This window comes from Methanococcoides sp. AM1, assembly GCF_900774055.1.
Lineage (GTDB): Archaea > Halobacteriota > Methanosarcinia > Methanosarcinales > Methanosarcinaceae > Methanococcoides.
Genome location: NZ_CAAGSW010000002.1, coordinates 489,793 through 516,161, shown reverse-complemented (window position 1 = coordinate 516,161; position 26,369 = coordinate 489,793). Strand labels below are relative to the sequence as shown.

Here is a 26,369-nt window from a genome sequence, read left to right as displayed (position 1 = left end):
GGAAGATTGTGACACATTTTTGGAGAATGTGCCGATATGCGTGAAAATATATCACGTTTTTCGAACTCTCAACAGATCGTGTCAGAATCGACAGCAACCAGCTCATTGAGAGCACCCCTACAATAGCCCCCTTGCATATATACGTTGTGTGACAATGTGTGACATGGGTATATATTAGATGCAAATTTAATACTTCAAACGACGAATACATCAACAATAAAATAGCACAGAAAATAGTATCCAGTATATAATTCAGCAATCAAAGAACACAGATCCATAATAAAATTGAAGCATCAAATTATTTGAAAATACAAAAATCAACCGTTCTTCGGGCAACATCTTATGAGAAAACTAATCGAAAATATAAAATACATCATTCCTTACTATAGACCAGCCAAATACCACAGGCCCTACATAATATAACAAGAATAATGGCATAAAACGTAGTGCCGAAAATAATTATAATAATCCGCATCAGCAGGATTCGATCAAAATGAAAGTCAGCAAACCAAGAGGAACAAGGGACTTCCTTCCAGAAGAGACCGCTCGCAGGAGAAATGTAGAGAACATCATGAGGCAGGTAGTGACAAAATGGGGATACAAAGAGGTCATTACACCCACATTCGAGCATCTGGAGCTCTTCACCCTTAAATCCGGAGAAGGCGTGGTAGGCGAACTTTATAATTTCAGCGACAAAGGTGACAGGGACATGACATTGCGCCCCGAACTTACCGCACCTGTGATGAGGATGTACGTCAACGAAATGCAGGCAATGTCCAGACCACTTAAGTTGTTCTATTTTGAGAATTGCTTCAGGTATGAAAGACCGCAAAAAGGACGCTTCAGGGAATTCTGGCAATTTGGCGTAGAGGTCATAGGCAGCAACCGCGCAGCCGCAGATGCAGAGATCATTGCCCTTGCAACGAACATGATAGAATCAGCAGGCATCAAAGGTGACCTGCATGTTGGTCACTTAGGAATTATACGCCACATCCTCAAGGATACAGAAGACGAACAAAAGAGCAAGATCATGCGCCTTGTCGATAAAAAGGACGATGAAGGACTTGACAACTACTTCGAAGAGATAAACGCACCTGCTGAACTCCGAAGAAACCTTCTTGAGCTAATCTGCCTAAGCGGTTCAGAAGCTATCGCAAAAGCAAGAGAGATCCTGGGAGACATTGAAGAGATCGACAAGTTCGAAGAACTTCTTACCCTGCTTGATGCATATGAGATCGACTACGACGTCGACCTTGGCATCGCAAGGGGACTGGATTACTACACAGGAATGGTGTTTGAGATATACGCAGAAGGTCTTGGTGCACAGAACCAGGTCTGTGGTGGCGGTTCCTACCAACTCATATCCCTCTTTGGCGGAGGAGATGTACCTTCAACCGGATTCGGAGTTGGGTTCGATCGCATAATGGAGATCTGTGAGATACAGCCTCCAAAAGAAAATAAAGTAGTGATTGTCGCAACTGATGATACCCGCACTGATGCAATAAAAGTAGCAACAAAGATGCGTAATGAACTCACCGTTTACATAGACATCATGAAACGCAACTTCAAAACTCAACTATCCCATGCTAATAACATTGATGCAGACTACGTAGTCATTGTAGGGAAAAAAGAGATCGAATCGGGTAAATTGACAGTAAAGAACATGCAAAGCGGAGAGCAGTTGCAGCTGCCAATTGAAGAAGCCATGCAGTTGATAAAAAGCAACTGATACTATAACCCAAAAGTATGTATTCACTTCTCAAAAACGAAAGGGCAGCCGATTCACTGCCCTTAAGGTTCACAATTGCATCCCTCCTGATATTGCTCATAATGGCACTTTTTTTCACTGCGATCTCCGATCTAAAAGGAAGTTCAGACGAAAATATGGCCATAATCGAGATTGACAAACTCGTTTCAAACTCCGAGCAAATCTCCGTACGCGGAGAAGGAAGTATCATTTATCTGGAGATCGACATTCCGGAAAAAGTGAAAGTGCATATGGGAGAACTGCCCCACGAGGATAACTTGTGGCCTTCAAACCCAAAAAATTATTATATGCAGATTGGTGAACGACATACCATATACGAATCAATGTCCGCATTTTCCAACGAGAACATGACCGGTGCATACACAATATCCCCCGGCCATCATGAACTGAAACTTGAAACCGAAAGAGAAACCATAACAGGAATGCTCTTCGTAAAGATATCTGAAAAATAAAAATGAAAAACGAAATAATGCCCCATACAATCCAGGAAATATTCAGGAACCGATCCGGCTGGATCGAGTTCACCCTATCAAAAGCTGCATTGATGATAACAAGCATAATATTACTTGCCGCATTCTACCAGATAGGAGCCGATTTTAGTGATATCCAAATGCAAAGACAACTTGATTCCGAAGTCCTTGACCTGAAAATGTCAATTGATGATATCGGCAGCATCTCGCCCGATAGCATCAGGCAATATTCCACATATCCATTCAATTCCGAATATCCAATTAATGCATTTATTTCCGGCGAATACATACGATTTGAAACGACTTATCATGAGCAGAATATTCACTCGGTCAAACCCCTCGCATTCAGGACAATTCCACTTAATGAAACTGAAATGAGAACAATCCTTTCAAATAATTTCAATGGACAGCACGGAACACTCGAACTTCCTTTGATTACGGATACACCCACTATCCTTGAAGTGATCTCAACTGTTGGCAGTCAGGAAGTAATGTTAAATACAGGAAAAATAGTCCACATTGAGAAAACATCCATTTACCTGAAAAACGATTCCGAGGTCAATAGACTTGAAGTTGTACTTGTTCATCAATGACGAGCAAGCGATCCTTGAACCCCACAATGACATCCTTGCCACAGCACTGGTAGTCATTGGATTTGTGGTCTTTGCTGCAGTCATGTCAAAAGCCTACCTCATCTACGATGAGCAGAGCCATTCTATAGAGAACTACGAAGAAGCATCCCGAATAGCTGAAAACATTGCCAGCTGGGATGAACTACAGGGAACACGACCCGACATAATATCCGCTGAGATACTTGAAGAGATCTCAGACCCGGTCTCAGACAGAGAAACACATGAGCTTTTCTTTGCACGATTCTCCGCGAACAATGAGTTCTCAGTAGAGATCCATACCGACGACGGAAAACACAATTGGGACATACAAAAAAGTAAAAATGCAGCAAGCGGAAATGTAATAGCAGCATCCATCCCAGTTATTATAGAGATAAATCCTGCACAATACACATCCGGAACACTTACTGTCCGACTCTGGAAAAGATACATATAAAGAAGGAAAATTATGCCAAAAACGAAACTCATAGAGGACCAGCGTGCATTTTCTTCAACGGCAGATGCACTCTTTTTCCTTGTGCTCATCTCCATTGCAACAGTCATAATTATGCCATCTATTATGGCAGAAAGGCAATACGATGCAGCAGCATACACCGCAACACAGGACTTTGACACCCATCTTTTAAGTTCCTTGCTCAACTCAAATGTGGATGAATTTGGATATGAGATCACACCTCTTGCGATCACAGGCATAACAATTCCTGAGAATTCCATCGTTAACGACCCCATCAATACAATGTTCAGAAGGCAGCAACATCATCGCACTTTCGCAGATATGATCGCAGAGGACATGGTACTAACACTTGCAATAGATAGCAATGGAACTACCCGCTACATCAATCCAATTGCACAGGAGCATAAAGAACAGACCTCTGCCGCAATTGCTTCATACCTCGATAAAAGAATAGGAGGAAGGTATGAATATAACCTTCAAGCAAATTGGGAACCGGTAGAAGATTATCCACTAAAAAGCTCCATATCAGTTGGAATTACACCACCATACGATGCAATCCGTCAGAGTTCACGGATAACACTGCCATTAAACACAAGAACATCCAGAGATGAACTTTTTGTAAACATAAACGACAGCATACTTGAAGGAGTTCATAATTCATCCAACACGACAAAGTTCTCCACATATCATGAAGCTTTCAACAACACCATAGAAGGGGCATCAACGTCCACTGCCGAACTCATCACAGACATTGTATTCCCCTCAGAATACCTTAGAAGTCTGATAAGGCAAGACCAAAGCACAGAAAACGTATTCATTAGCAACCCACAGGATGAAAACGAGGATCCCGAAATGCTGGTAGCAGCATACATGCTGAATTACAGCATGAACACGACATATGGGACCAGTTCCATGCCTGCAGAACTGAATAATAGCATAATATCCATTATTGAAAAGGAGATCATTGAACGTAACCAGCAGAGCATTGCAACGCACCTCCACAACGATATGGATCAGAAGATCAACGAAACGGTCTCACAAATGATAAACTCCACGGACACCAATACGACAAAAGAACTAAGAAATGTTCAGGTAGAGGAAATATACGGGAAAGTTAACAATGGATATGTGGACATCACCATTTCCATCTGGTAATATGAACATAAGCTTTATATTAAATGTCAGGTGTATTTAGGTCACTTCGCCAAAGTAACGATTCAAGTTATTGTTCCCAACGTTCCCTTAACTTGAGCATAAACTCAAAACATAAATATTCACTAAACGATCAAATTATAATCATCAGGAGGAATGCTATGGCAAAAATGCATACTCGTACAAAAGGTAAATCCGGATCAACAAGACCAATCAGGACAGAAGCTCCAGCATGGTCCACAGCAACAACTGAAGAGATCACAACTGTGATCCTCGATATGTGGAAGCTTGGTAACTCCACAAGCGTCATTGGAATGCACCTCAGGGACAACTACGGAGTGCCTGATGTCAAACTCGCAACAGGAAAGAAGATCACCGACATCCTGAAAGAGAATGATGAAGCTCCAAACTTACCGGAAGACCTGTACAATCTTATTGTAAAAGCTATCGGAATGCGCAAGCACCTTGTTCCTAACCACAAGGATGTACACAACAAGAGATCACTGCAGTCAACCGAGTCCAAGATAAGAAGACTCGTTAAATACTACCAGTCCACAAAGGTACTCCCTGCAGACTGGAAGTACAAGCCAGAAACTGCAGAAATGCTGATCACAAGATAAGCGGCCAGCCCGCTTATTAATTCATTGATGTTCAGTCCTGCTGAGCATCAAATGTCTTTTTTTGATTTATTTCTTATTTTTATAGGCCAACCTATAACCTCAAATTGAGTAGCTAATAGCTTTCAATATCATATATTAAAAGGCAAGATATAAATTCATAGAATGACCAGTAGAAGTTATGAAAGCTGTTATTCTGGCTGCAGGAGAAGGTATCAGATGCAGACCCCTTACATCCACTCGATCAAAGGTCATGCTCCCTGTCGCAAATAAACCGATACTTGAACATGTTATCGAGTCACTTGCAAAGAATGATATAAAGGAGCTAATACTTGTTGTGGGCTACGAACGAGAGCGTATAATGAACTATTTCGAAGATGGTCTCGATTTTGGAATCAATATCAAGTACGTTCACCAGAAAGCACAGCTTGGCACAGCCCATGCCATCAAACAGGCAGCAGACCTGATAGAAGAAGATGATCGGGAATTCATGGTACTCAATGGGGACAACGTTATTGAACCACAAACGATCAGGGACCTTATAGACAAGCATACCGGCGACGCAACGATACTGACCATCAAAAAAGAACATACCTGCGGATATGGGGTCGTTATCTCAAACGGAAAAGAAGTAACAAAGATCATAGAAAAACCAACCACGGAACTCAGCCACATCATCAACACAGGCATATACATATTTAACCATGATATATTCGAAAGAATAGAACACACATTAATATCCCCGCTGGGAGAGTATGCGATAACCGATACCATCCAACAGATGATCGAAGATGGCATGGATGTAGATCATGTTCTTACAAGATCATTATGGAGAGATGCAGTCTTTGCATGGGATCTGCTGAAGGATAATTCGATGGCCCTTGATAGACTAGAGGATTACAATATCGAAGGAACCGTTGAAGATGGCGCAATTATCCATGGCAAGGTCAGTATTGGCAGCAACACGGTGATAAGATCTGGATGTTACATAGTAGGACCTACAATTATAGGTGACAATTGTGAAATTGCACCCAATGTCGTGATACTCCCATCCACAGCTATTGGTAACAACATTTCAGTCGGCTCCTTCACACAGATCCAGAACAGTATAATTATGGATAACACCAGAATACGTTCACATGGATCCATCTCAAATTCTATAATCGGACTGAACAACATCATCGGACCTTACTTTGTTGCTGAAGACAAAGAAAATGTAAAGATGGAGATGGAAGATGGACTTTGTACTGCTGAAAAACTGGGAGCGATCACTGGCGACGATATTATAATCGGCCACAGGGTCCTTGTAAAAGCGGGATCCATGATATCCCACAACTGTCGGATCGAATCAGGAAAGACTATTGCCCAAATACTGCCCGAAAATTCCATTGTTGTTTAAAGGGGGAGCAAGATGTGTGGAATCATAGGATATGTAGGCAACCGTGAGGCAGCGCCTATACTAATAGAATGCTTAAAAAAGCTCGAATACAGAGGATATGACTCGGCCGGAATCACAATACTCAATGGAAATCTCGACACATACAAGACCGTCGGGAAAATACGAGAACTGGAAAAGATCATACCCGAAGAGGTCAAAGGAAATATTGGGATCGGACACACAAGATGGGCCACACATGGAATCCCAAGCACGATTAATTCCCACCCACATAACTCCGGCGATATATCCATAGTACATAATGGAATTATCGAGAACTATCTTGCTATCAAAGAGAAATTACAGCAGGAGGGTTATGATTTTTTATCCGAAACAGATACGGAGGTTATTGCCCATCTTTTACATTCAAAATTATATGGAAGCTTTGACAACACAGAGAAGATATGTGATCTGTTCACAGCACTTCGCGATACACTCCAGGAAGTTGAAGGGTCCTATGCAGTCACTGCCTTATGTAGCAGTGAACCCGACCTAATGCTCGCAGCCAGAAAAGACAGCCCATTGATAATCGGTATAGGAGATGGAGAATACTATGCGGCATCTGATGTTACTGCATTCCTTAATCACACAAAAGAGGTCATTTTTGTAGATGACCTTGATCTTGTTACCATCAGACCGGAAGGAGTAGAGTTCTTTGATGTCGAAGGCAATGTCCTTGAAAAAGAAAAGACCACCATTGAATGGGACATTGAATCTGCAGAAAAAGCAGGATATGAACATTTCATGCTTAAAGAGATACATGAGCAACCCAGATCTGTGAATGATACATTTTCAGGCAAGCTATCCGAACTGGATGGTTCCGTGAATCTTGAAGAGCTAAACCTCTCCAATGACGACATAAGGAATATTGACAGGATCGAGATCATTGCCTGCGGGACATCTTTAAATGCAGGACTTGTAGGAAAATACCTTTTTGAGAATCTAGCAGAGATACACACCGATGTAGATATCGGGTCTGAGTTCAGGTATAGCAGTCCCATAATGAATGAGAACATCCTTTCAATTGCGATCACCCAATCAGGAGAAACAGCAGACACCCTGGCTGCGATCAGAAGCTGCAGATCATATGGCTGCAATTCAATTGCCATTACCAATGTAGTTGGCAGCAGCATCACAAGAGATGCGAACAATGTTCTTTATACACATGCGGGACCCGAGATAGGTGTAGCTGCAACAAAGACATTTACGGCACAGCTCATCATGCTATACCTCCTTGCCATCCGATTTGCAAGAGCTAAGGGGACGCTTAATGTAAATGATGCAAAGGACCTGCTTGTGAACCTGAAGCGCATCCCAGCCCAGATACAGAAAATATTGAACCGAAAGGATGCGATCCGCGAATGTGCAGAGATGTTCGCAAAAGAGAGAGATTATTTCTTTATTGGAAGACACCTTAATTATCCTATTGCACTTGAAGGTGCTTTGAAGCTTAAAGAAATATCATATATACATGCAGAAGGATTTGCAGGTGGCGAACTTAAACACGGACCTCTTGCGCTTATAGAGGACGGAACACCGGTCGTTGCCATCGCCACAAAAGGTCATGTGTATGAGAAGATCCTGAGCAATATCAAGGAAATAAAAGCAAGAGAAGCAAAGGTCATAGCTGTGGCCAATGTGGATGATACTGAAATAGAGAAATATGTGGACTGGGTCTTGCGCGTACCTGCAACAGAGGAAATACTCTCACCAGTACTATCAACCGTGCTTTTACAACTGCTTGCTTATTATACCGCCCTTGCAAGAGGATGTTCCATAGATAAACCGAAGAACCTTGCAAAGAGCGTTACTGTCGAATGAAAATACGGAGTTATCACATGAAGTTATTCGGATCATCCGGTATAAGAGGCATTACTAACAAGGACATAACTGTAGATCTTGCGTTGAAGGTCGGACTTGCTCTTGGAAAGACAAAAGGAACGGCAGTTATCGGACGTGACCCGCGAGTTGCAGGGAAAATGATAGAACATGCTGTTATATCAGGTCTCCTTTCCTCTGGTTGCAATGTCGTACGCATCGGAATGGTAAGCACCCCCACACTTGCCTATGCATCCAGGAACTATGAATGTGGAGTAATGATAACCGCATCACACAATCCTTCGGAATATGTAGGGATCAAATTGTGGAATCCTGATGGAATGGCATTCGATTCGGGCCAGCAGGAAGAGATAGAGGAGATCATTGAAAATGAGACGTTCGAGCCTGTCAGATGGAACATGATCGGCAACCTGACCGAAGACAGCAATGCGATCAGACAGCACATCGAGATGATCGTGAAAAATGTTGAAAGATCATCAAAACGCGTGATAATAGATTGTGGATGTGGTGCTGCCAGTACTATCACACCTTATGTGCTGAGGGAGATCGGATGTGAGGTCATAACATTGAACTCACAGCCCGACGGACACTTCCCTGCACGGAATCCGGAACCGAACGATGCAAACCTGACATTACTCAAAAAAGCGATGAAGGAATTCGGAGCGGATATTGGTATTGCACAGGACGGAGATGCGGACAGGATGATGACGGTGGACGAGAACGGAGAATTCATCACCGGAGATGAGATGCTTGCAATGTTTGCCAGACATGAATGCAAAAGCGATGCGAAACTTGTCGTTCCGGTGGATACGTCGATGATGATAGATGATGCCCTGCCGGATTCAACGGTTGTCCGTACAAAAGTTGGAGATGTCTATGTTGCTGAAGAGATAAAGAGATCAAAAGCGGATTTCGGAGGAGAGCCATCCGGAAGCTGGATATTCCCTGCAATATCATATTGTCCCGACGGGATCTATGCGGCTGCAAAGGTGATGGAACTTATTCAGGAAAAAATGCTATCAGAGCTAAAGGGTGAACTTCCACACTATCCAACGCGCCGCGGAACGGTCAAATGTGACAATGATAAAAAGGATTCTGCAATGGCACTAGTACGTTCTGAGCTCGGACCTTCCGGAGAAATAATGGATATCGACGGGATACGCGTAGATATGGAAGAAGGATGGGTACTTGTAAGACCATCCGGAACTGAACCCAAGATACGCATTACCGCAGAAGCCAGAGAAGGTGCGGATAAACTATACGACATGGCGGAGAATATTGTCAAAAGAGGCGTGGCATGAAAGCTGTAGTACTTGCAGCCGGAGAAGGTACCCGGATGAGGCCATTGACATCAGCACTTCCAAAGGTCATGCTTCCGATAGCCAACAAACCGATGCTTGAACATATAGTTGATGCAGCGATAGAAGCAGGTATTGAAGGATTTGTGTTCATCACAGGTTACCATGAGGAAAGCATCAGAGAATACTTTGGTAACGGAGAAAGACAAGGCGTTACTATTGACTACATTCACCAGGAAGAACAACTTGGCACGGCCAATGCAATTGCCTGTGCAAAAGGGTATGTTAAAGACAGGTTTATCGTACTCAACGGAGATGTTCTTGTCAGTTCATCACATATCAAAAGGATGATCGAAGGAGAAGCTGATGCGATAATTACCGTAAAACATGTGAACAATGCTTCAGATTTCGGTGTTATTGAGACCAATGGGAACAAAGTTTCCAGAATAATCGAAAAACCAGAGATACCACCAACAAACCTTGCAAATGCAGGAATATACCTTTTCAGGGAAACCATTTTTGAACTTATCGAAAAGACCCCATTATCACCAAGGGAAGAATACGAGATCACTGATTCACTTCAGATGTTGATAGACAGCGATGCCAATGTTGGTTATGAGGTCCTGGAAGAAGAATGGATAGACATCGGAAGACCATGGGACCTCCTCGATGCTAATGCAATTCTATTAGAAGAGATGCAGCCAGCTAGATCAGGCATTGTAGAACCGAATGCCACCCTGATAGGCGATGTGAGCGTAGGAGAAGGAACCCTCATACGCAATGGAGCGTATATAATCGGACCTGTAGTAATAGGAAAAGATTGCGATATCGGACCTAATTGTTTCATACGCCCTTCAACAACTATCGGAAACAGGGTTCATATAGGGAATGCCGTTGAAGTTAAGAACAGTATCATCATGGATGATACAAAGATCGGACACCTGTCCTACATAGGGGATAGTATTATAGGACGAAAGTGCAATTTCGGTGCCGGAACAAAAGTTGCTAACCTTAGACATGATGGCAAGAACATAATGGTCAATATCAAAGGAAAGAGGACAGATTCCGGAAGAAGGAAGCTTGGCGTTATAATGGGCGACGACGTCCACACAGGGATAAACACCAGCATAAACGTAGGAACGGTTATGAAAAGTGGAAGTTTTACGAAACCCGGAGAAGTTGTCAGATGATAAAGAACCATTTTTACATTAATACACGGTGATCTGATTGATAGAAATGCAGAATTTAATAGAACTTGCAAAACAGATAGCTGCCATCATTGAAGAGTATGAACATGCACGGGTCATCTCCCATAATGATGCCGACGGCATATCTTCAGCTGCGATCATCTGTCAGGCACTGCTCAGGAAAGGGATACCATACCATCTGACGATCATTGGCCGCCTGGACGAAAGTGTGGCAGAGATGGTCAATGAAACTACTTCTGATGAGGATATTGTGATATTCTGCGATATGGGTAGCGGGCAGTCAGAGATAATCGAAAAGGTCGAACAGGATGTGATCGTGATAGATCACCACAAGCCAGTCGGAGATTCACCTGCTAAAGCCATGATCAATCCACATATGGTCGGAATTGACGGAGCAGTACACCTGTGTGCCGCCACTACAACATACCTTGTTGCAAAGGCTCTGGATGAAGAAAATATTGACCTTGCAGGACTTGCTGTCGCAGGTGCTGTTGGAGATAAACAGCTTTTCGAGACCGCAAATAAGGTAATACTGGATGAAGCTGTTGAAGCAGGCATCGTTTCTGTCAAAAAGGGACTGAAAGTGGGCAGTGGCGATGTTGCTGCCATACTGGAGAACACGCCGGAGCCATACCTTGACCTTACAGGCGAACGTGAGAAGATCGACCAGTTCCTGGAGATGCTTGACATACACGGCAATATTAACTCACTCGATACGGAACAGTTGCAGAAGCTAACTTCCACAATTGCATTAAAACTTACGAAATCCGCCAGCCCTGAAGCTATTGAAGCTGCTATCGGTGATGTATATATACTGAACAGAGAAGTTGTCAAGAATGCCTACGATCTTGTAGCTATCATGAACACCTGTGGCAAACAGAAAGTCCCCGGACTTGCCATTTCACTTTGTATGAAGGACGAGTCTGCACTTGAAGAAGCACAGGATATTACCCTTAAAAGCCAGAAGGCCATCATCGCCGATATTAAGAAAGCAGAAGAGCTGTTGCAAAAAGGTGAGAACATCTACTACCTGAGTGGTAAGGAACTTGAATCCACAGGAATGGTAGCGAGTACAATTATAAGATATGTCCATCCTGATATGCCCTTCATTGCCATTAATGAGGTAGAAGGTGTTATCAAGATATCCGGAAGAGGGACCCGGGAACTGGTTGAGAAAGGACTTGACCTTGCTTATGCAATGCGGACTGCTGCATCATCTGTTGGCGGAGATGGAGGGGGTCACAGTGTAGCTTCCGGTGCATCCATACCACTGGGAAGAACAGAGGAATTCATTGCACTTGTCGATGACATTGTCGGAGAACAGCTGAACTGATGTGAAATTATGAAGATATCCACGACGATCAGGTTCAACAGCCCGGATGCAACTGATGTTGCCAGGAAAATTGCACTTTCACTAAAACCAGACAATCTTACCAACATGGAAACAATGATAGAAGAAGATCAGGTATCCATAACCATCAGAACAGAGAAGATATCATCCATGATCGCGACTGTGGATGATCTGCTCATGAACGCAAAGATCTCCGAGGATATCATAAAGGAAGTGGAGGAGAAAGATGACCTCTGAATGGAAAACACTTGAAGTTGTTGAAAAGTATATCTTCGAATGTACTGCATGCCCTCTTTCTGACACGGTTATAAATAAGGTCATACGCAAGGGATCGGAGAAACCTAAAGTACTATTTATCGGGGAAGCCCCGGGAAAGAATGAGGATGAGACCGGAGTGCCTTTTTGCGGACGTGCAGGAAAGATACTGGATGAACTTATCGACTATGCCGGGCTTGAGGATAGCGATTGGGCAGTCATCAATACTATCAAATGCAGACCGCCAAAGAATCGTAATCCTAACAAGAAAGAGCTTGAAGCCTGCAAACCATTCCTGAAAAGGCAGATAGAACTGCTTGACCCGAAATTGATAATCCTCCTTGGCAATACTGCTGAAAAAGCCTTCCTTAATGGACATAAGATGGAATGGGGATCTGTCGAGGAATTCGAAGGACGGGATGTGCTTAAGATATTCCACCCGGCCGCATTGATCTATACAAGATCAAGAACAGATGACCAGCATAGGTTCATTGATGAGAACAGGCATTTGTTCTCATGAATTGAAAAAGTGATCTATACAAAGGCGATGTCTTCGCCTCCAACATATTTCTGGCAGATCGGCACTTTAAAGTGACGTTATCATAATTACAACTGCTTTTTATTGGAAAAATTATTAAATCTGGAGCCTATTTCATAACTGTTTGCTTTAGCAATAAATGCAATAAATGCAATAAATACAATTAATTCGATCATGACCATAAATGAAACTTAAGAGCCTGTTGACACAATATAAGGCCAGTTTCAAGAGGAATAACGTATGGAACTTAAATTCAACCTGAAAGGAGCATTCAAAACCAGCGCCGACCCGACCGACGCAAAAGATATTATTGCCCAGTATATCAATGAGGCAAATGAGACCATCCTTACAAAAGGAGCACCAGAAGGACAAGGTGCAAGGATCACAGAATGGAATATTGTTGGTAACAGTGTCGAGGTCTCTATAGAATCAGGAAGGTTCGTCAGGGCACATGATGCGATCATACGCCTCAGGAAACCCCTTGCAAGAAAGCTTGGGAAAGAGTTCCACATAGGTATTCGTGGCATTGATGTGAAAGAGTTCACCATTGAAATGCCTGCTGAGGAAAAACTTGAGAATATAAAGATCCCTCACGTAAGCAACATCACAAATGTGGAAGGTGGCATAGTCCTTGAGCTTGAGGTCGGTGAATCCGAACTTGAGAACCGTATTCCTGACAGGATACTGACCCTCATGGAAGAGAAGGTCAGGGCAAAGGATTACGGCGGCAAAGCAGAACACTGGCAGGTCCTCTGGGAAAGTGAAAAGAAGGAACACACATTCCATGGTGATCCTACACAGGAAATGATGAAAGAGGGATGGATCAAGCGAGGAGCAAGCCGCGGACAGTGGATACATGGCCCGCAGTCCACAAAGATGTTCAGGACATTCGAAAGGATCGTTATGGAAGAGCTCCTCGGACCTCTGGGATACAGGGAAATGATCTTCCCAAAACTTGTCCCATGGGAGGTCTGGCAGAAGTCCGGACATGCAAAGGGTGTATATCCAGAGATCTACTACGTCTGCCCTCCAAAGACAAGGGACCCTGAGTTCTGGGAAGAGGTCTCTGATCACTATAAGGTCACACATGAAGTGCCCACTGCACTGATCAAAGAGAAGATCGGCGACCCTATCGGCGGCCTGTGCTATGCACAATGTCCTCCTTTCTGGATGTACCTGCAGGGAGAAACAATCCCTACAGAGGACTTCCCGATAAAGGTATTTGACAGGTCCGGCACATCGCACCGCTATGAAAGCGGAGGAATTCATGGAATGGAGCGTGTGGATGAGTTCCACCGTGTGGAGATCGTATGGCTGGGTACAAAGGAACAGGTTGTGGAAACTGCAAAGGAACTGCATGAAAAGTACATGCACATCTTTAATGAGATCCTTGACCTTGAATGGAGAAAGGCATGGGTAACCCCATGGTTCATGGCACAGGAAGGTCTTACAGGCCTTTCAGAACAGGGTGAAGCAGGTACCACTGACTATGAAGCACCACTGCCTTACAGAGGCGATGACGGAGAATGGCTTGAGTTCCAGAATGTCAGTATCAACGGCAACAAATACCCATCAGGATTCAATGTGAAATCCCAGTCAGGTGAAGAACTATGGTCAGGATGTTCAGGCGTGGGACTTGAGCGCTGGGCATCAGCATTCTTTGCACAGAAGGGGCTTGATCCCGAAAACTGGCCAGAGGAGTTCAGAAAGAGAGTCGGTGAAATGCCAGAGGGAATTCATTTCCTCTGATATCCCTTTTCATTGTACCGATTTATTTATATAGAGACATGTACAGTATTGACCCGCTATTAATAACCATTCACACGGGAATTATAACGGTCAGAATCACGAACATCAAAACTTAATTCGATCAATTTATTGATCAAAAACAACTATCACAATAATAAGGAGGAATTTCTTGGCAAAAAAGAGAGTACAAAGGAAGCTGGATAAGTGGAAATCAAAAGAGTGGTATAACATCGAGGCACCAAAGTTCATCGGTAGCAACCACATCGGTGTAACCCCAACTGACGACCCGGAGAAACTGCTCGGTCGTATTGTGGAAACCACCGTTGGTGAACTCACCAATGATTTCTCAAAGCACAATATCAAACTCAAACTTGAGATCGATAACGTAACCGGTGATGTGGCAAATACAAGATTTATCGGCCACGAGATCACTACCGATTACCTTCGTTCCATCGTAAAGCGCCAGACTTCCAGAATTGATGCAAATCTTAATGTCAAGACAAAGGATGGTTACAAGATAAGGGTCAAACCTATCTGCTTTACAGTCAAGAGAGCAAGGACAAGCCAGATCAAAGGTCTCAGGGACGTCATGGTCGAAACAGTAGCAAAACGCGCATCAGAACTCGACTTTGAGCAGTTCGTAGAAGAAGCTATTGTCGGTAAGCTTTCCGCAAACATCTACAGGAAATCAAAAACCATCTACCCACTGAGAAGAGTAGAGATCAGGAAGACCGAAGTTCAGGTCGTTCCACCACACGCAGTAGCAACTCCAGTAGTTGAAGAAGCTCCAGTAGTTGAAGAAGCTCCGGTAGTTGAAGAAACTCCCGAAGTTGTAGAAACCCCTACAGCTGAAGAATGATCTTTTAAAACATAATGGTGGCCTCCTTCGGTCACCGTTAACATCTTTTTTTAACAATATTCATTTTCGATGAGCTTTAGCCAGCATTGCAAACTTACATGCATGCAGGAATACATATTTTTATCTCAAGATGAAGCAAGTGACCCCCTACCATCAATTTGAGAACACACTTTCAGTTGACCAATCCATAGCTAAAATAAAAGAGAAAAGGTTGGTCAAACCAACCTTACAGGAATATCCAGATCCCAAATTAACTTCACTTATGGGTGAAGTACGCAACAACACTATCATCCACTGAATCGATCCTGCAGAAGCCGAATCTTTCGAACTGGACAACGTTGTTAAGCTCTTCAACAACCTGCTTCTCGCCAACGCCTGTGAACTCACCATGCGGTGCCAGCACTTTTATGGCGACGTTATCTTCAGGTGCCCAATGGATTATGCGCATCTTCCTGGTTTTGGCATCTTCCATGGAATTTCCAATGCAACGACCTTTCAGCGGACTCACAGAGGTAACCTCGATATTATAGAGGTCTTTCAAACGCAGCACATCGCCTTCTTTGACAGGACCTACATCATCATTACAGACAAACACATTTGATCCGACATTGATGCTACGCCTTCCCCTCTCTTCAGTAGGATGCAATGAAGGTTCCACAACACAGGCTTCCGCATTTTCGATCTCAAGTTCAACAGGGTCCCATACGAAGAAATACCTGTTAGCAATAGGATCAATGATCTTCCTGTTCTCTGCATAGAGCGTGTCCATACTGATGCTGACATCGGTTTCGCCCACACCCATTTCGATCATGAATTTACGGATCGCTTCAGGCTTGATTCCACGTCTTCGGAGTGCACGTAATGTTGGCAGGCGTGGATCATCCCACCCGGAATACTCCCCTTCCTCTATTGCCTGTCGGAGTCCGCTTGTACTGAACTTGCCGAACTCGTGCACCTTGATACGACCCCAGTGAGTGGTCTTTGGATAGTCCCAGCCGAGATAATTATAGATATACCCCTGGCGCTTCTCACTGTCCATCAGGTCCTTACCCCTGATAATATGGGTCATTCCAAGCTCATGGTCCTCAATAGCACCTTCAAAGTCAAGCAAAGGCCAGACCACATATTTGTCACCGACCTCAGGACGTGGGTGAGGGGTCTTGACGATCCTGAAAGCACCATAATCACGAAGTGCAGGGTCCTTGTGCTTGATATCTGTCTTTATTCTGACCACTGCAGCCTTTTCCTCATATTCGCCTGCAAGCATCTTATCCCAGTGCTCAAGGTTCACCACCGGGCTCTGTCCACGGTGAGGGCAGGGTTCCTTGGCATCCTTGAACTTCTTGAAGTCGCCGCCTTCACAGAAGCAAACATAGGCATGGCCCATCTCAATGAGTTGCCTTGCATAATCGTAATAGACTTCCATCTGGTCTGATGCAATGACCACCTTGTCCGGTTTTGCATCAAGCCATGTACAGTCCTCGATGTACCAGTCATACGCCTCAAGCATCGGACGCTTGGTCTGCGGATCAGTGTCATCGAAACGGATGATGAACTTGCCACCATATTTCTTAACATATTCAGAGTTTACCACAATACCACGGGTACTTCCAAGTGTAGGAGGACCATTGGGGTTTGGTGCAAAACGCATGACAACGGTCTCACCCTCTGCAACGTCAAGAGGCTTGAGCCCTTTATCAGGCACTTTTTTCGTGTTAAGCTCCTCGATAAGCTCAGGTGCTATTGCCTCAAGGCGAGACTCCCACTGCTCAGGGCTGCCTTTTGATACCTCATCCAGTATCTGCTGGATCATAGGCCCAACATCCTTTGCAAGAGGGCGCAGGTGAGGACAAGAACCCATTACACGTCCCATAACAGCTCCAAGCTGAGGGGTCTTCCCATATTTTACAGCGTTTTGAAGCGCAAATTTCTCTATAGTGATTTTATCTTCATCAGTCAGGGTCATCTAAATTCCCTCGCAGGATCAAATAATTTTTAATATGTAATATATGAATTTAAAAGCAGATGAATATCAGAGCCTGTCACCCAGATCACTGATCTGATTCACCTTTTCCAGAATACTGCCTATATTCTCATTGAACTTTTCAACGAACTCTTCTGCCATATCTCCGGCCATTGCGCCGTGTGAAGAAGGCTTGATAAGATGCTCCTGTTCCAGCACACGCAACGAATACCTTACCTTATGAGTTGGCATTCCCGTCTCTTCGGCCAGCTTCAATATGCCAATCGGTCCTTTTTCAACGACCTTCTGGAGAACGATCAGATGTCTTTCAGTAAGTTCGAGTTCCCTGTTGATCTGGTCAAATAGCATTATACCACCTCATTCGTCAAAGTACCAATTCCTTCGATCTTCACTTCCACAATGTCACCACGTTGCAACTCACCGACTCCCGGCGGAGTTCCTGTAGCGATCAAATCACCGATCTCAAGGGTCATGATCCCGGATATGAACTCGATTAGATGTGGAATATCAAATATCAGATTAGATGTGCTTGAACTTTGCCTGACCTCACCGTTCACAAAGCTGCTAACATTGACATCAGAAGGATCAAATTCCTCTTTTGGAACAATGAACGGACCAAAGGGTGCAAATGTATCAAAGCTCTTGGAGCGTGTCCATTGGCCATCTTTTTGCTGCAGGTCACGAGCAGTCACATCATTAAAGCAGGTATAACCTGCGATAACATCCATTGCATCCTCCGAGCTGATGTTCCTACATCTTTTCCCGATCACAACTGCCAGCTCTGCCTCATAGTCCACACGATGGCTCATGGCAGGATAGACTATCTTACCACCCGGCCCGATCATGGAAGATGACGGTTTCATGAATATAACAGGCTCTGTGGGAATCTCCATATCAAGTTCAATAGCATGATCGACATAGTTCAGACCAATGCATATTATCTTTGAAGGAGTTGCAGGAGGGAGTACAACAAGCTCAGATAGCTCAAATGTCCTGCTTTCGTGGTCCATGGATGTAACGAGATCACCGCTGACGTTACCATAGAAAACATCATCAACGTGTTTGAATCGACCTATCATAATTGCACATTCTCTATTCTAATTGTAGTTAAGAACAGAATTGTAGTATAAATTATTTGTCAAACATTCTTCCATGATACGAAATGGGACAAATACCCACTGAGTATCACATGTGAAATAAATATATAATAAATGGTCTCATATATTTTATTGGATGAGTGCGAAGGGTAACGACTTTGGGACTATATATGGCGGGAAGAACTACGATATTTTCGCAACATTACTGGGATTCGGACATTCCTTCTATGAAAGAGCTGTATCGGAGATGCCTATTGAAAATGGAATGAAAGTACTTGATCTTGGATGCGGTACTGCATCACTTGATCTTGAGATCGAAGAGAAGATGGAACATACCGGAAAGGTCCTTGGAATAGACATCTCAAATAACCAGCTTGCCTATGCCCATTCAAAGATAAAACGGACAGCCGATGAGATCTCCCTATACAAAGGCACTATGGATGAACTGCCATTTAAGAGTGGAAGCTTTGATATGGTGGTTACGAGTGTCGCATTCTGTGAAACAAATTCAGAAGTTAGGAGATCTGCAATAAAAGAAGCTTCCAGAGTACTGGTCACCAACGGTCATTTTATTATTATAGACTGTGCAAGACCACGATTTTCAATAACCAGTGTGATGATGCTACCATTTTTCATGTTCAAGACCAATGAAGACAACTGGAACAACGCTTATGTAGAGATCTGTGAAGAGAACTCCATGACCCTGGAGAGGGAAGCCTATCTGAAATCATACATCAGATGCCAGATCTTCAAAAAGCAAGTTTAAGCCGCAGACTCGTGCTGTGACTCTTCAAGATCTTTTTTGTAAACGATGGTCCTGTATGGGAATGGGATCTCCACCCCTTCAGCATCGAACCTTTTCTTAATAGCCTCTTTCAGTTCACAGCCAGTGTCAAATGCAACTGAGCGGTCATGGACCCACACATATAATTTAAGATTCACCGCGAAATCACCCAGTTCAGTGACCAGCACAGAGATCTCTTCACCACTCAGTTTATTGGGCTGATAATGCAGGAGTTGTTCATAATTCATGACCTTTGGATGTTTACGGGCCTCAGCGATCATTATACTACGTGCAAGATCGATATCTGAATCGTAACTTATTCCGACCTCAACTGTCCAGTTGACGGAAGGATCATCAATGGACCAGTTAATAATGGCCTCATCACTTATGATATGATTAGGGATGTTCAGCCTCCTGTTGTCCCATGTCCTGATCTTTGTATAGCCCAGCGTAATATCCGTCACACGACCATATTCATTATGTATGGTCAGCAGGTCACCTACACGAAATGGCCTGAAGGTCGCAAGGGAAATACCTGCAATGATATTGGAAAGCGTGTTCTGGGCAGCCATACCAATGACGATACCTGCAAATCCTGCTCCTGCAAAAAGAGCTATGGACAGATCACGAAGGCTTTGATTACTGAAAATGACCACAAGGAAACCGGAGAAATAGACTATCGCCACTATTATTCGTCGTACAAGCCCGTAAGTTGTCTCATCGATGTTCATCTTCTTGCTGGCCAATACAAAATATGCTTTTAGCAGCCGATCTATTAGCTTAGCTAACAGGAAGGTCAATATTATGACCAGAAATACGGACAAAATTATCGCATCATCCCATGAGAGCCAGGAAGGGATCAGACCTAGAACATCCATAGAATATCATTACGCACAGATGATATACATATTTGACTATTGTCAAGAGATATGATCTGGCTAAAAGTCACCTGTTTAACCCAGAACCTGAACTTTGAATTTAAGATCCGGCACCTAAGCAAGTACTTACATCCTACTGTATAAGTAGAACAAAGCGAAGAGCACAGTGACACCAAGGATCAGAAAACTGATGGTAAAGACCAGAAGTGTCCTTTGAAGCCTTTTTTCTTCCTCTGTCAGTTCCCGGATATGATTTTTATGTTTCTTTTCAAATATAGACCCTATAGCACTTCCAAAACCCATTCCAAATACAGGACCAAGAGCAATACCAAGTCCGAGATTCCCGGTTAAGATACCTGCACCAAGACCTAATGGCACACCAAGCAGAAGACCAAGGGCAATGCCTCTTCCCAGCCAGTAACCTTTAGGATATATTACTGAGCTCTGATCAACATCAGAGTTCTTCTTTACCCCGATACCAAGCATGATAACAGTAAGTAATACTAAGACAGAAATGAATCCCAATATAAGTAGAAGTGCCATGAATACATGATAAGACTGCCTGATATAAGCATTTACGGTAGGAACTAATGTATCAGGAACCGTAGCAAAATTGCTCGAATATAGATCAAACAACGAATTTATATTTTTACGAAGACCTTGCCATCTTCTACTTTCAGCTCATATGCTTTCTGGTCACCACATTTACCTGAAAGCGATTCAACAAGAAATCCGGCACCCCTTTTGACCTTCCCGGATGTCACATCATAACGGCATCGATGAACAGGGCATATGACAAGGTTATCCCTGAGCCTTCCTTTGACCAATTTGCCTCCCATGTGATTACAGATGGCGTCAAGACCATAGAAATCGCCTTTCAGGTTAACTACCATAACCTCACTATCCCCTGTAGCGAAGCTTCTCATTTCTCCTTCCGGCACATCAGTTGTGCTGCACAATTCTATATATTCCGCCATAATAGTTTACCCCATTAATTATTTGTAGGATCTCTATAAGAACATTCCCTCTTTCCAATTAAGAGTATTACATATTATGTATTTATATAATGATAAAATATATCACAGTAGTCTCAATTATTGCATAAAGTACTTATCTTCAAACCCCAATTTTTATACATTATTTTTCTGCTAAAGGGGGGTTTTAGCGTAATAGAAAAAATAAAGAGATCAGATGAGGAGTGGAAAAAGCTGCTGACGCCTGAACAGTATGCTATTTTAAGAAATAAGAGAACGGAAATGCCATTTACGGGAAAGCTGTTGTCAAACAAAAAAAAAGGAACATATAACTGTGGTGCCTGTGGTCAGGTTATATTCGCTTCAGATAAAAAATTCGATTCGCAATCTGGCTGGCCAAGCTTTTACGATGTGATCTCCAGTGACCGTGTGGAACTTGTTACTGATGATAGCCACTCCATGCATCGGATAGAAGTGCTCTGTTCCAGTTGTGGAAGCCATCTGGGACATGTTTTTAATGATGGACCTGAACCCACAGGGAAGCGCTATTGTATAAATTCTGCATCCCTGCAGTTCGGGGAAGAGGAATAAGAACACGAAAGGACAGGGATGAGTAACAATGATGGAAAAAGCCACATTTGCAGCAGGATGCTTCTGGGGAGTTGAGGAGAACTTCAGCAGGGTACGGGGAGTAGCATCAACAAAAGTAGGATATACCGGTGGTTCAATGGGAGATCCCGGATACTATGATGTAGCCACAGGGAAAACCGGACACGCCGAATCCATAGAGATCATTTTCGACCCGGAGATCATTTCATATGAGGAGCTGCTGGAAGTGTTCTGGAGCATACATGACCCCACAACAAAGAACAAGCAAGGACCGGATATCGGCACACAATACCGATCTGCGATCTTCTACCATGATGAGAAGCAAAAAAAAGCTGCCCTGAGTTCAAAGAAAAAACAGGAAGACAGCAAAAGATATGATAGCGAAATAAAGACCGAGATAGTTCCGGCTTCAATTTTTTATCCTGCAGAAGAATATCATCAGATGTACTTCGAAAAGCTGAGATCAAACTGATTTTTTACAAAAAAGAAAATGGAAAATAATGAAAAATAATGAAAAATAATGGAAATCTCTGAAATAAAGGAGTTTCCGGATCACCGGAATTTTCCCTTACTTCAAAAGAGGTTGATATAAGATGCAAGTCTGAGGAAAGCCATCAGAGCAATGGACACTGTAAGTGTGGCAATGAATGCACCGTTGCCATCAACATTAAGTCCTTTAGCAGTCCATTCAAGGATGCTTTCTTCATCGTCCATCATGGAACCTTCGTAGTATGTGTCCATTTCTTCTTTCCTCCAATTTTTGTATAAGGTTGTGTTGTCAATGATTAACTGTCACGATTAATCATTGCACATATCTATAATGATTAATCGTTTATAAAGGTTTCTATTGCTGACCCAAGTATTATAGCCCCACAACCCAATATTATGATGATATCAAACTCATATGAGCACGGGGAGGTGGGAATATGGACAATAAAGTCGAGGCATATATCAAAAAGCAAAGGTCACCACAAAAAGAGATCATCGGGAAATTAAGACATATAATTCTGAAGACATGTCCTGGCATAAAGGAAGAGTTCAAAATGGGCGTTCCCTGGTATGAAGGCAAATATTACCTCGTTGGACTCAAAGACCATGTGAACATTGGCTTTTCAATTGATGGGATGTCAGAAGAAGAGAAAGAACTTTTTGAGGGGACAGGAAAAACAATGAAGCATATCAAGATATTTTCCCTGAAAGAGATCAACGAAGATGAGATCATAAAGTTGCTGAAAGTTGTAAAGGAAGATTAAGCTGAACATCAAATGAATGAAGTAAACAACCATCGACCAAACCATGAAAAGAACCGGCCCATTGGAACCTCCAATGAGCTAAAAAAATATATGATCAGGATCAACTGATCAAAGCATAGAACTTCATCACCAGGGGCATTATTGCAAGAGATATTTTTGTTGTAATACGTGCATCATCGGCACCCTCAATGATGATCATGTCACTATCGTATGCTTCCATAAATGTCTCTCCCGGAGATTCGGAATCCAGGATCGCCCTTGCAGTATCCTCATTTGTTGTTACAATGATGGTTTCAGCAAAATCCACACCATCCCACTTGTATTCGGGATCCATCTCACTCCATTTGCCGAAATTGGATACAGTAGCATCACTATCTGTGATAGCGATCATGTTCATAGTGACACCACTTTCAGTAACGAATGGACCGTCACTGAGAACCACATCAAATTCAGGGCCACCTGTAGTCCCATTTTCAGCATCATTCATGTAAATAGCAAGAATTACATGCTGATCCGAAAATATAGACTGCACGGTTCCGGGAACCTGATCAATTTTATCATTGTATTCACCGACCTGAGCATTTAGATCATCGAACAGATCTGCACTCGCAGGCACCATTAAAAGTATAGCTACAAGAACCAGTGAAATTACTAATCTTAATTTCATATATAACACCCCATTTTATAATTAGTAATAAGAAGATTTGTAGTTAACCCTTTATAACCTTCCAGCAAACAGCAGATCCAGCACAGGTATAAGGTTCAGACATGCATCGTTCCCCATTCAAATGAATGAAGCAAAAAAAGATATTATAAAATTTAATTGATTGAATATCTGGAAGCCAACCTTTCTGAAAAAGTTAAAGAATAGATGAGAAGACCCTCAAAACATAAAATAGTAAAAGGATAAAACGATTTAAATGAAGTAAATTTGATTTAAAACTTTTATTTATTCGATATAAATATATAGTGATACACCCTATTAAGAGTGTAAAGGCATGACAAGGTTGGGAATAAGATATGATGAGTGGGGGCTCATCTTTCCTTTTTTATGATCAGTTTCCGATTTTTGAAGATAAAGAAAGAAATTTCTGATATGTTGACAGCATTATAGATAGTAACTTGATCTTGCCACATAAACAGGAATAAAGTAACACATTTAGATTGTAAATATATGAAAAATATGCGGGGGGTGCGATTCGAACGCACGAACTCCTACGAGACAGGGTCCTAAGCCCTATTTACAGGGCTTCGCTTTAATTGCGAGTATATAAATAGAATGAATACCATACATAGATGCATGAAACACCCCCCCAAATATACAGGCAGAAATGCTGAGATTATAGAAAACTATACAGAACATTTAAATTTAAAAGGTCGGAAAGAAAGCACAATAAATACAAAATTGTGGAAAATATATACATTTCTAATAAATAATGACGACATTGACTTAAATACAGTTGTAAAAGAAGATATTGAAAAATATCTACTTGAAAGGCGAAAAGACAAATCTGAAAGAACATACGAAAACGACATCAAAGAGTTACGACCTTTTTTTAACTGGTTAAAACCAGAAAATAGCTTCTTTGAGAACATAGAAGTTCCACCAAAAAGAAAAACAGTCCCAACAAATAATCCATTAGATCCAAAGGATATCAAAAAACTTCTCGCTGCTTGTAAAACACAAAGAGATAGAACAATTATTGCTATATTATATGACAGTGCCGCAAGAATTGAAGAGCTGATTCGGCTTAATGTTGGTGATGTGGTATTTGACCAATATGGTGCTGCTATTACTGTCAATGGTAAGACAGGTGAAAGGCGTATAAGATTAATTAATGCCGAGCCTGAAATCAAATTGTGGTTAAATCAACATCCTTATCGAGACAATCCAGATAAACCATTATTTGTTGTGGAACGAAAGACAAACGGAGAATTTCAACGCATTAGTATTAGAAGAATACAAAATATGTTGAAAGACCGTGCCAATAATGCAGGAGTGAATAAACGAGTAAATCCTCATTCATTTAGGCATGGTAGATTAACTGAAATGGCAAAACGTGGTCTTGGTGAAATGGATATGCGTGTTTTTGCAGGTTGGGAACGAAGCTCAAAGATGCCAGAAATATATTTGCATATTAGCGGTAAAGATGTTGATGATAAAATATTGTCAATTCATGGCATTGAAACTGATACTAAAAAGCCCGAAGAAAATAAAACACTTACACCTATCGAATGTCCAAGATGTCATAATAAAAATCCATGTGATGCAAAATATTGCTCACATTGTTCATTGGTGTTGGATGATTTAACAGCCATGGATCTTGAACAATATGAAGGTAAAATGTCAGAATTATTGGTGCAATTTATGCAGAATGAAGAAGCTCGAAAGATATTTGAAGATTTGCAAAAGAAAGATTGATAAACTCATTTATTTCAAGCTGATATTTTATTAATAGCATAGGAAGAGGAACTAGTACTTTACATTATGATAGAACAAAATGCCCATCAACCAGCACAGTACATCTATTAATAAATTCAGTTTATCAACATTCATTCTGAGCATGCAACAAAACATGCTCTAGCTTTGCCTATTACACTAAGTAGTGAAACAACTATATAGTTCACAAATTCTTTGAAAAAGAAAGGTGAGAAAAAATACTCAAATTCCAGACTTAAACAACTTTTGCTTCCTTCCCCATTTAAACTTCCATCCTTCCTGAACAGCATGGCAATATGCCATGTAATCTTTTTTATGACACATATAACATTCCGAAAACTATTGATTCTACGATTACACCAAAAGCATTTCATGAATTCTATCCCCACGATGTACAGAATACTGATAAGATGGAGATATAAATCAATTCAATTAATATTTTCAAGCAGATATATATTCATTGAATTTTAATCGCCTATATAATATTATATCGGAGCTGATTTGGAAGTGAAGATTTCTCCAATTGCAACATATGTATTCATATGGAAACATACCCCTCTGCCTGCCTTCTCTCTCCGAACTTTCAGCTCTCCATCAGGTCATCAGAATGATGACCATCTTATCGATATACATATAGAAGTAATTTAATTGTTCATTATACAAGTTACATCAAAATCATTTTCAAATATTCTATCCCCGCAAGACATCCATCATTATGGATCATCCAC

At 42.1% G+C, this 26,369-nt stretch carries 28 protein-coding genes; 20 read left to right on the top strand and 8 right to left on the bottom strand.

From position 1 onward, the window contains the following. Positions 1-493: 493 nt before the first annotated feature. The 15 genes from hisS (at position 494) to E7X57_RS05095 (ending at position 15,622) form a co-directional block, all read left to right on the top strand. Positions 494-1,729 (top strand): histidine--tRNA ligase, encoded by a 1,236-nt coding sequence (hisS, locus tag E7X57_RS05165; RefSeq protein ID WP_135611191.1) that lies wholly within the window; start codon positions 494-496, stop codon positions 1,727-1,729. Between the two features lie 17 nt (positions 1,730-1,746). Beyond that, a complete protein-coding gene (locus E7X57_RS05160) occupies positions 1,747-2,220 on the top strand; it encodes a hypothetical protein (protein ID WP_135611189.1) in 474 nt (157 codons plus the stop codon). A gap of 17 nt (positions 2,221-2,237) precedes the next feature. Beyond that, entirely contained in the window at positions 2,238-2,831 is a 594-nt protein-coding gene (locus tag E7X57_RS05155; protein WP_135611187.1) for a hypothetical protein, read from the top strand. Then, positions 2,806-3,303: a hypothetical protein gene (locus E7X57_RS05150; protein WP_135611185.1), complete on the top strand. Its 498-nt coding sequence runs from the start codon at positions 2,806-2,808 to the stop codon at positions 3,301-3,303. The genes E7X57_RS05155 and E7X57_RS05150 overlap by 26 nt, the downstream gene beginning before the upstream one ends. Positions 3,304-3,315: 12 nt before the next feature. Next, a complete protein-coding gene (locus tag E7X57_RS05145; RefSeq protein WP_135611183.1) occupies positions 3,316-4,476 on the top strand; it encodes a hypothetical protein in 1,161 nt (386 codons plus the stop codon). Between the two features lie 158 nt (positions 4,477-4,634). Beyond that, a complete protein-coding gene (locus E7X57_RS05140; RefSeq protein WP_135611181.1) occupies positions 4,635-5,093 on the top strand; it encodes a 30S ribosomal protein S15 in 459 nt (152 codons plus the stop codon). Between the two features lie 178 nt (positions 5,094-5,271). Beyond that, complete coding sequence (gene glmU / locus E7X57_RS05135; RefSeq protein WP_135611179.1) at positions 5,272-6,489, top strand: bifunctional sugar-1-phosphate nucleotidylyltransferase/acetyltransferase; 1,218 nt, start codon at positions 5,272-5,274, stop codon at positions 6,487-6,489. Between the two features lie 12 nt (positions 6,490-6,501). Next, on the top strand, positions 6,502-8,346 hold the full coding sequence (gene glmS, locus E7X57_RS05130; protein ID WP_135611178.1) for a glutamine--fructose-6-phosphate transaminase (isomerizing): 1,845 nt from the start codon (positions 6,502-6,504) through the stop codon (positions 8,344-8,346). Between the two features lie 17 nt (positions 8,347-8,363). Further along, positions 8,364-9,665, top strand: coding sequence for a phosphoglucosamine mutase (gene glmM, locus E7X57_RS05125; RefSeq protein WP_135611176.1), 1,302 nt, complete (start codon positions 8,364-8,366; stop codon positions 9,663-9,665). Further along, positions 9,662-10,852: a bifunctional sugar-1-phosphate nucleotidylyltransferase/acetyltransferase gene (gene glmU / locus E7X57_RS05120; protein WP_135611174.1), complete on the top strand. Its 1,191-nt coding sequence runs from the start codon at positions 9,662-9,664 to the stop codon at positions 10,850-10,852. Before glmM ends, glmU (E7X57_RS05120) begins: the two co-directional genes overlap by 4 nt. Positions 10,853-10,889: 37 nt before the next feature. Next, positions 10,890-12,203 carry a DHHA1 domain-containing protein gene (locus E7X57_RS05115; protein ID WP_135611172.1) on the top strand — a complete coding sequence of 438 codons (1,314 nt, stop codon included), beginning with the start codon at positions 10,890-10,892 and terminating at the stop codon, positions 12,201-12,203. A 9-nt stretch (positions 12,204-12,212) separates the two neighbouring features. Beyond that, positions 12,213-12,458, top strand: a complete 246-nt coding sequence (locus E7X57_RS05110; RefSeq protein WP_135611170.1) for a KEOPS complex subunit Pcc1 — start codon at positions 12,213-12,215, stop codon at positions 12,456-12,458. Next, entirely contained in the window at positions 12,448-12,996 is a 549-nt protein-coding gene (locus tag E7X57_RS05105) for a uracil-DNA glycosylase (RefSeq protein WP_135611169.1), read from the top strand. The genes E7X57_RS05110 and E7X57_RS05105 overlap by 11 nt, the downstream gene beginning before the upstream one ends. A 258-nt stretch (positions 12,997-13,254) precedes the next feature. Next, complete coding sequence (locus E7X57_RS05100; RefSeq protein ID WP_135611167.1) at positions 13,255-14,763, top strand: serine--tRNA ligase; 1,509 nt, start codon at positions 13,255-13,257, stop codon at positions 14,761-14,763. Between the two features lie 169 nt (positions 14,764-14,932). Continuing rightward, the gene (locus tag E7X57_RS05095; RefSeq protein ID WP_135611166.1) at positions 14,933-15,622 is read left to right on the top strand and encodes a 30S ribosomal protein S3ae; all 690 of its coding nucleotides are present in this window, start codon (positions 14,933-14,935) and stop codon (positions 15,620-15,622) included. Positions 15,623-15,878: 256 nt separating this feature from the next. Here the strand turns inward: E7X57_RS05095 and E7X57_RS05090 are convergent, their stop codons facing one another. The 3 genes from E7X57_RS05090 to E7X57_RS05080 all read right to left on the bottom strand — a co-directional run bounded on the left by E7X57_RS05090 (position 15,879) and on the right by E7X57_RS05080 (position 18,685). Further along, positions 15,879-17,588 carry a glutamate--tRNA ligase gene (locus tag E7X57_RS05090; RefSeq protein ID WP_135611163.1) on the bottom strand — a complete coding sequence of 570 codons (1,710 nt, stop codon included), beginning with the start codon at positions 17,586-17,588 and terminating at the stop codon, positions 15,879-15,881. A 66-nt stretch (positions 17,589-17,654) separates the two neighbouring features. Beyond that, positions 17,655-17,954 (bottom strand): hypothetical protein, encoded by a 300-nt coding sequence (locus E7X57_RS05085; protein WP_135611161.1) that lies wholly within the window; start codon positions 17,952-17,954, stop codon positions 17,655-17,657. Next, positions 17,954-18,685, bottom strand: coding sequence for a fumarylacetoacetate hydrolase family protein (locus tag E7X57_RS05080; protein WP_135611159.1), 732 nt, complete (start codon positions 18,683-18,685; stop codon positions 17,954-17,956). The genes E7X57_RS05085 and E7X57_RS05080 overlap by 1 nt, the downstream gene beginning before the upstream one ends. 154 nt (positions 18,686-18,839) lie before the next feature. On the opposite strand from E7X57_RS05080, the gene E7X57_RS05075 reads away from it, so the two are divergent. Continuing rightward, positions 18,840-19,469 carry a class I SAM-dependent methyltransferase gene (locus E7X57_RS05075; RefSeq protein ID WP_135611157.1) on the top strand — a complete coding sequence of 210 codons (630 nt, stop codon included), beginning with the start codon at positions 18,840-18,842 and terminating at the stop codon, positions 19,467-19,469. On the opposite strand, the gene E7X57_RS05070 is transcribed toward E7X57_RS05075, so the two are convergent. From E7X57_RS05070 to E7X57_RS05060, 3 genes are all read right to left on the bottom strand, one after another. Then, complete coding sequence (locus tag E7X57_RS05070; RefSeq protein ID WP_135611155.1) at positions 19,466-20,365, bottom strand: mechanosensitive ion channel family protein; 900 nt, start codon at positions 20,363-20,365, stop codon at positions 19,466-19,468. The genes E7X57_RS05075 and E7X57_RS05070 overlap by 4 nt on opposite strands. Positions 20,366-20,491: 126 nt before the next feature. Then, positions 20,492-20,908, bottom strand: a complete 417-nt coding sequence (locus E7X57_RS05065; protein ID WP_135611153.1) for a hypothetical protein — start codon at positions 20,906-20,908, stop codon at positions 20,492-20,494. 98 nt (positions 20,909-21,006) lie between these two features. Further along, a complete protein-coding gene (locus E7X57_RS05060; protein ID WP_135611151.1) occupies positions 21,007-21,342 on the bottom strand; it encodes a Rieske (2Fe-2S) protein in 336 nt (111 codons plus the stop codon). 192 nt (positions 21,343-21,534) lie between these two features. On the opposite strand from E7X57_RS05060, the gene msrB reads away from it, so the two are divergent. Further along, positions 21,535-21,930 carry a peptide-methionine (R)-S-oxide reductase MsrB gene (gene msrB / locus E7X57_RS05055; RefSeq protein ID WP_135611279.1) on the top strand — a complete coding sequence of 132 codons (396 nt, stop codon included), beginning with the start codon at positions 21,535-21,537 and terminating at the stop codon, positions 21,928-21,930. Between the two features lie 31 nt (positions 21,931-21,961). Next, positions 21,962-22,420 (top strand): peptide-methionine (S)-S-oxide reductase MsrA, encoded by a 459-nt coding sequence (gene msrA / locus E7X57_RS05050; protein ID WP_135611277.1) that lies wholly within the window; start codon positions 21,962-21,964, stop codon positions 22,418-22,420. 101 nt (positions 22,421-22,521) lie between these two features. Here msrA and E7X57_RS12435 read toward each other — a convergent pair whose 3' ends face one another. Further along, positions 22,522-22,689 (bottom strand): hypothetical protein, encoded by a 168-nt coding sequence (locus E7X57_RS12435; protein ID WP_167880900.1) that lies wholly within the window; start codon positions 22,687-22,689, stop codon positions 22,522-22,524. A 185-nt stretch (positions 22,690-22,874) separates the two neighbouring features. On the opposite strand from E7X57_RS12435, the gene E7X57_RS05045 reads away from it, so the two are divergent. After that, complete coding sequence (locus tag E7X57_RS05045) at positions 22,875-23,201, top strand: DUF1801 domain-containing protein (RefSeq protein WP_135611149.1); 327 nt, start codon at positions 22,875-22,877, stop codon at positions 23,199-23,201. Positions 23,202-23,301: 100 nt separating this feature from the next. Here the strand turns inward: E7X57_RS05045 and E7X57_RS05040 are convergent, their stop codons facing one another. Continuing rightward, the gene (locus tag E7X57_RS05040) at positions 23,302-23,868 is read right to left on the bottom strand and encodes a hypothetical protein (protein WP_135611147.1); all 567 of its coding nucleotides are present in this window, start codon (positions 23,866-23,868) and stop codon (positions 23,302-23,304) included. Between the two features lie 633 nt (positions 23,869-24,501). On the opposite strand from E7X57_RS05040, the gene E7X57_RS05035 reads away from it, so the two are divergent. Beyond that, entirely contained in the window at positions 24,502-25,623 is a 1,122-nt protein-coding gene (locus E7X57_RS05035) for a site-specific integrase (RefSeq protein ID WP_167880899.1), read from the top strand. The last annotated feature ends 746 nt before the right edge of the window (positions 25,624-26,369 follow it).

What these genes read in the sequence shown, in the direction of transcription:
- glmU (WP_135611179.1), top strand. Translation starts at nt 5,272, where the DNA reads ATGAAAGCTGTTATTCTGGCTGCAGGAGAAGGTATCAGATGCAGACCC.
- E7X57_RS05145 (WP_135611183.1), top strand. Translation starts at nt 3,316, where the DNA reads ATGCCAAAAACGAAACTCATAGAGGACCAGCGTGCATTTTCTTCAACG.
- E7X57_RS05140 (WP_135611181.1), top strand. Translation starts at nt 4,635, where the DNA reads ATGGCAAAAATGCATACTCGTACAAAAGGTAAATCCGGATCAACAAGA.
- E7X57_RS05075 (WP_135611157.1), top strand. Translation starts at nt 18,840, where the DNA reads ATGAGTGCGAAGGGTAACGACTTTGGGACTATATATGGCGGGAAGAAC.
- E7X57_RS05085 (WP_135611161.1), bottom strand. Translation starts at nt 17,954, where the DNA reads ATGCTATTTGACCAGATCAACAGGGAACTCGAACTTACTGAAAGACAT.
- E7X57_RS05035 (WP_167880899.1), top strand. Translation starts at nt 24,502, where the DNA reads ATGAAACACCCCCCCAAATATACAGGCAGAAATGCTGAGATTATAGAA.
- E7X57_RS05110 (WP_135611170.1), top strand. Translation starts at nt 12,213, where the DNA reads ATGAAGATATCCACGACGATCAGGTTCAACAGCCCGGATGCAACTGAT.
- E7X57_RS05105 (WP_135611169.1), top strand. Translation starts at nt 12,448, where the DNA reads ATGACCTCTGAATGGAAAACACTTGAAGTTGTTGAAAAGTATATCTTC.
- glmU (WP_135611174.1), top strand. Translation starts at nt 9,662, where the DNA reads ATGAAAGCTGTAGTACTTGCAGCCGGAGAAGGTACCCGGATGAGGCCA.
- E7X57_RS05155 (WP_135611187.1), top strand. Translation starts at nt 2,238, where the DNA reads ATGCCCCATACAATCCAGGAAATATTCAGGAACCGATCCGGCTGGATC.
- E7X57_RS05065 (WP_135611153.1), bottom strand. Translation starts at nt 20,908, where the DNA reads ATGGCACTTCTACTTATATTGGGATTCATTTCTGTCTTAGTATTACTT.
- glmM (WP_135611176.1), top strand. Translation starts at nt 8,364, where the DNA reads ATGAAGTTATTCGGATCATCCGGTATAAGAGGCATTACTAACAAGGAC.
- E7X57_RS05045 (WP_135611149.1), top strand. Translation starts at nt 22,875, where the DNA reads ATGGACAATAAAGTCGAGGCATATATCAAAAAGCAAAGGTCACCACAA.
- E7X57_RS05060 (WP_135611151.1), bottom strand. Translation starts at nt 21,342, where the DNA reads ATGGCGGAATATATAGAATTGTGCAGCACAACTGATGTGCCGGAAGGA.
- glmS (WP_135611178.1), top strand. Translation starts at nt 6,502, where the DNA reads ATGTGTGGAATCATAGGATATGTAGGCAACCGTGAGGCAGCGCCTATA.
- E7X57_RS12435 (WP_167880900.1), bottom strand. Translation starts at nt 22,689, where the DNA reads ATGGACACATACTACGAAGGTTCCATGATGGACGATGAAGAAAGCATC.
- E7X57_RS05160 (WP_135611189.1), top strand. Translation starts at nt 1,747, where the DNA reads ATGTATTCACTTCTCAAAAACGAAAGGGCAGCCGATTCACTGCCCTTA.
- E7X57_RS05040 (WP_135611147.1), bottom strand. Translation starts at nt 23,868, where the DNA reads ATGAAATTAAGATTAGTAATTTCACTGGTTCTTGTAGCTATACTTTTA.
- E7X57_RS05100 (WP_135611167.1), top strand. Translation starts at nt 13,255, where the DNA reads ATGGAACTTAAATTCAACCTGAAAGGAGCATTCAAAACCAGCGCCGAC.
- msrA (WP_135611277.1), top strand. Translation starts at nt 21,962, where the DNA reads ATGGAAAAAGCCACATTTGCAGCAGGATGCTTCTGGGGAGTTGAGGAG.
- E7X57_RS05090 (WP_135611163.1), bottom strand. Translation starts at nt 17,588, where the DNA reads ATGACCCTGACTGATGAAGATAAAATCACTATAGAGAAATTTGCGCTT.
- hisS (WP_135611191.1), top strand. Translation starts at nt 494, where the DNA reads ATGAAAGTCAGCAAACCAAGAGGAACAAGGGACTTCCTTCCAGAAGAG.
- E7X57_RS05080 (WP_135611159.1), bottom strand. Translation starts at nt 18,685, where the DNA reads ATGATAGGTCGATTCAAACACGTTGATGATGTTTTCTATGGTAACGTC.
- E7X57_RS05070 (WP_135611155.1), bottom strand. Translation starts at nt 20,365, where the DNA reads ATGGATGTTCTAGGTCTGATCCCTTCCTGGCTCTCATGGGATGATGCG.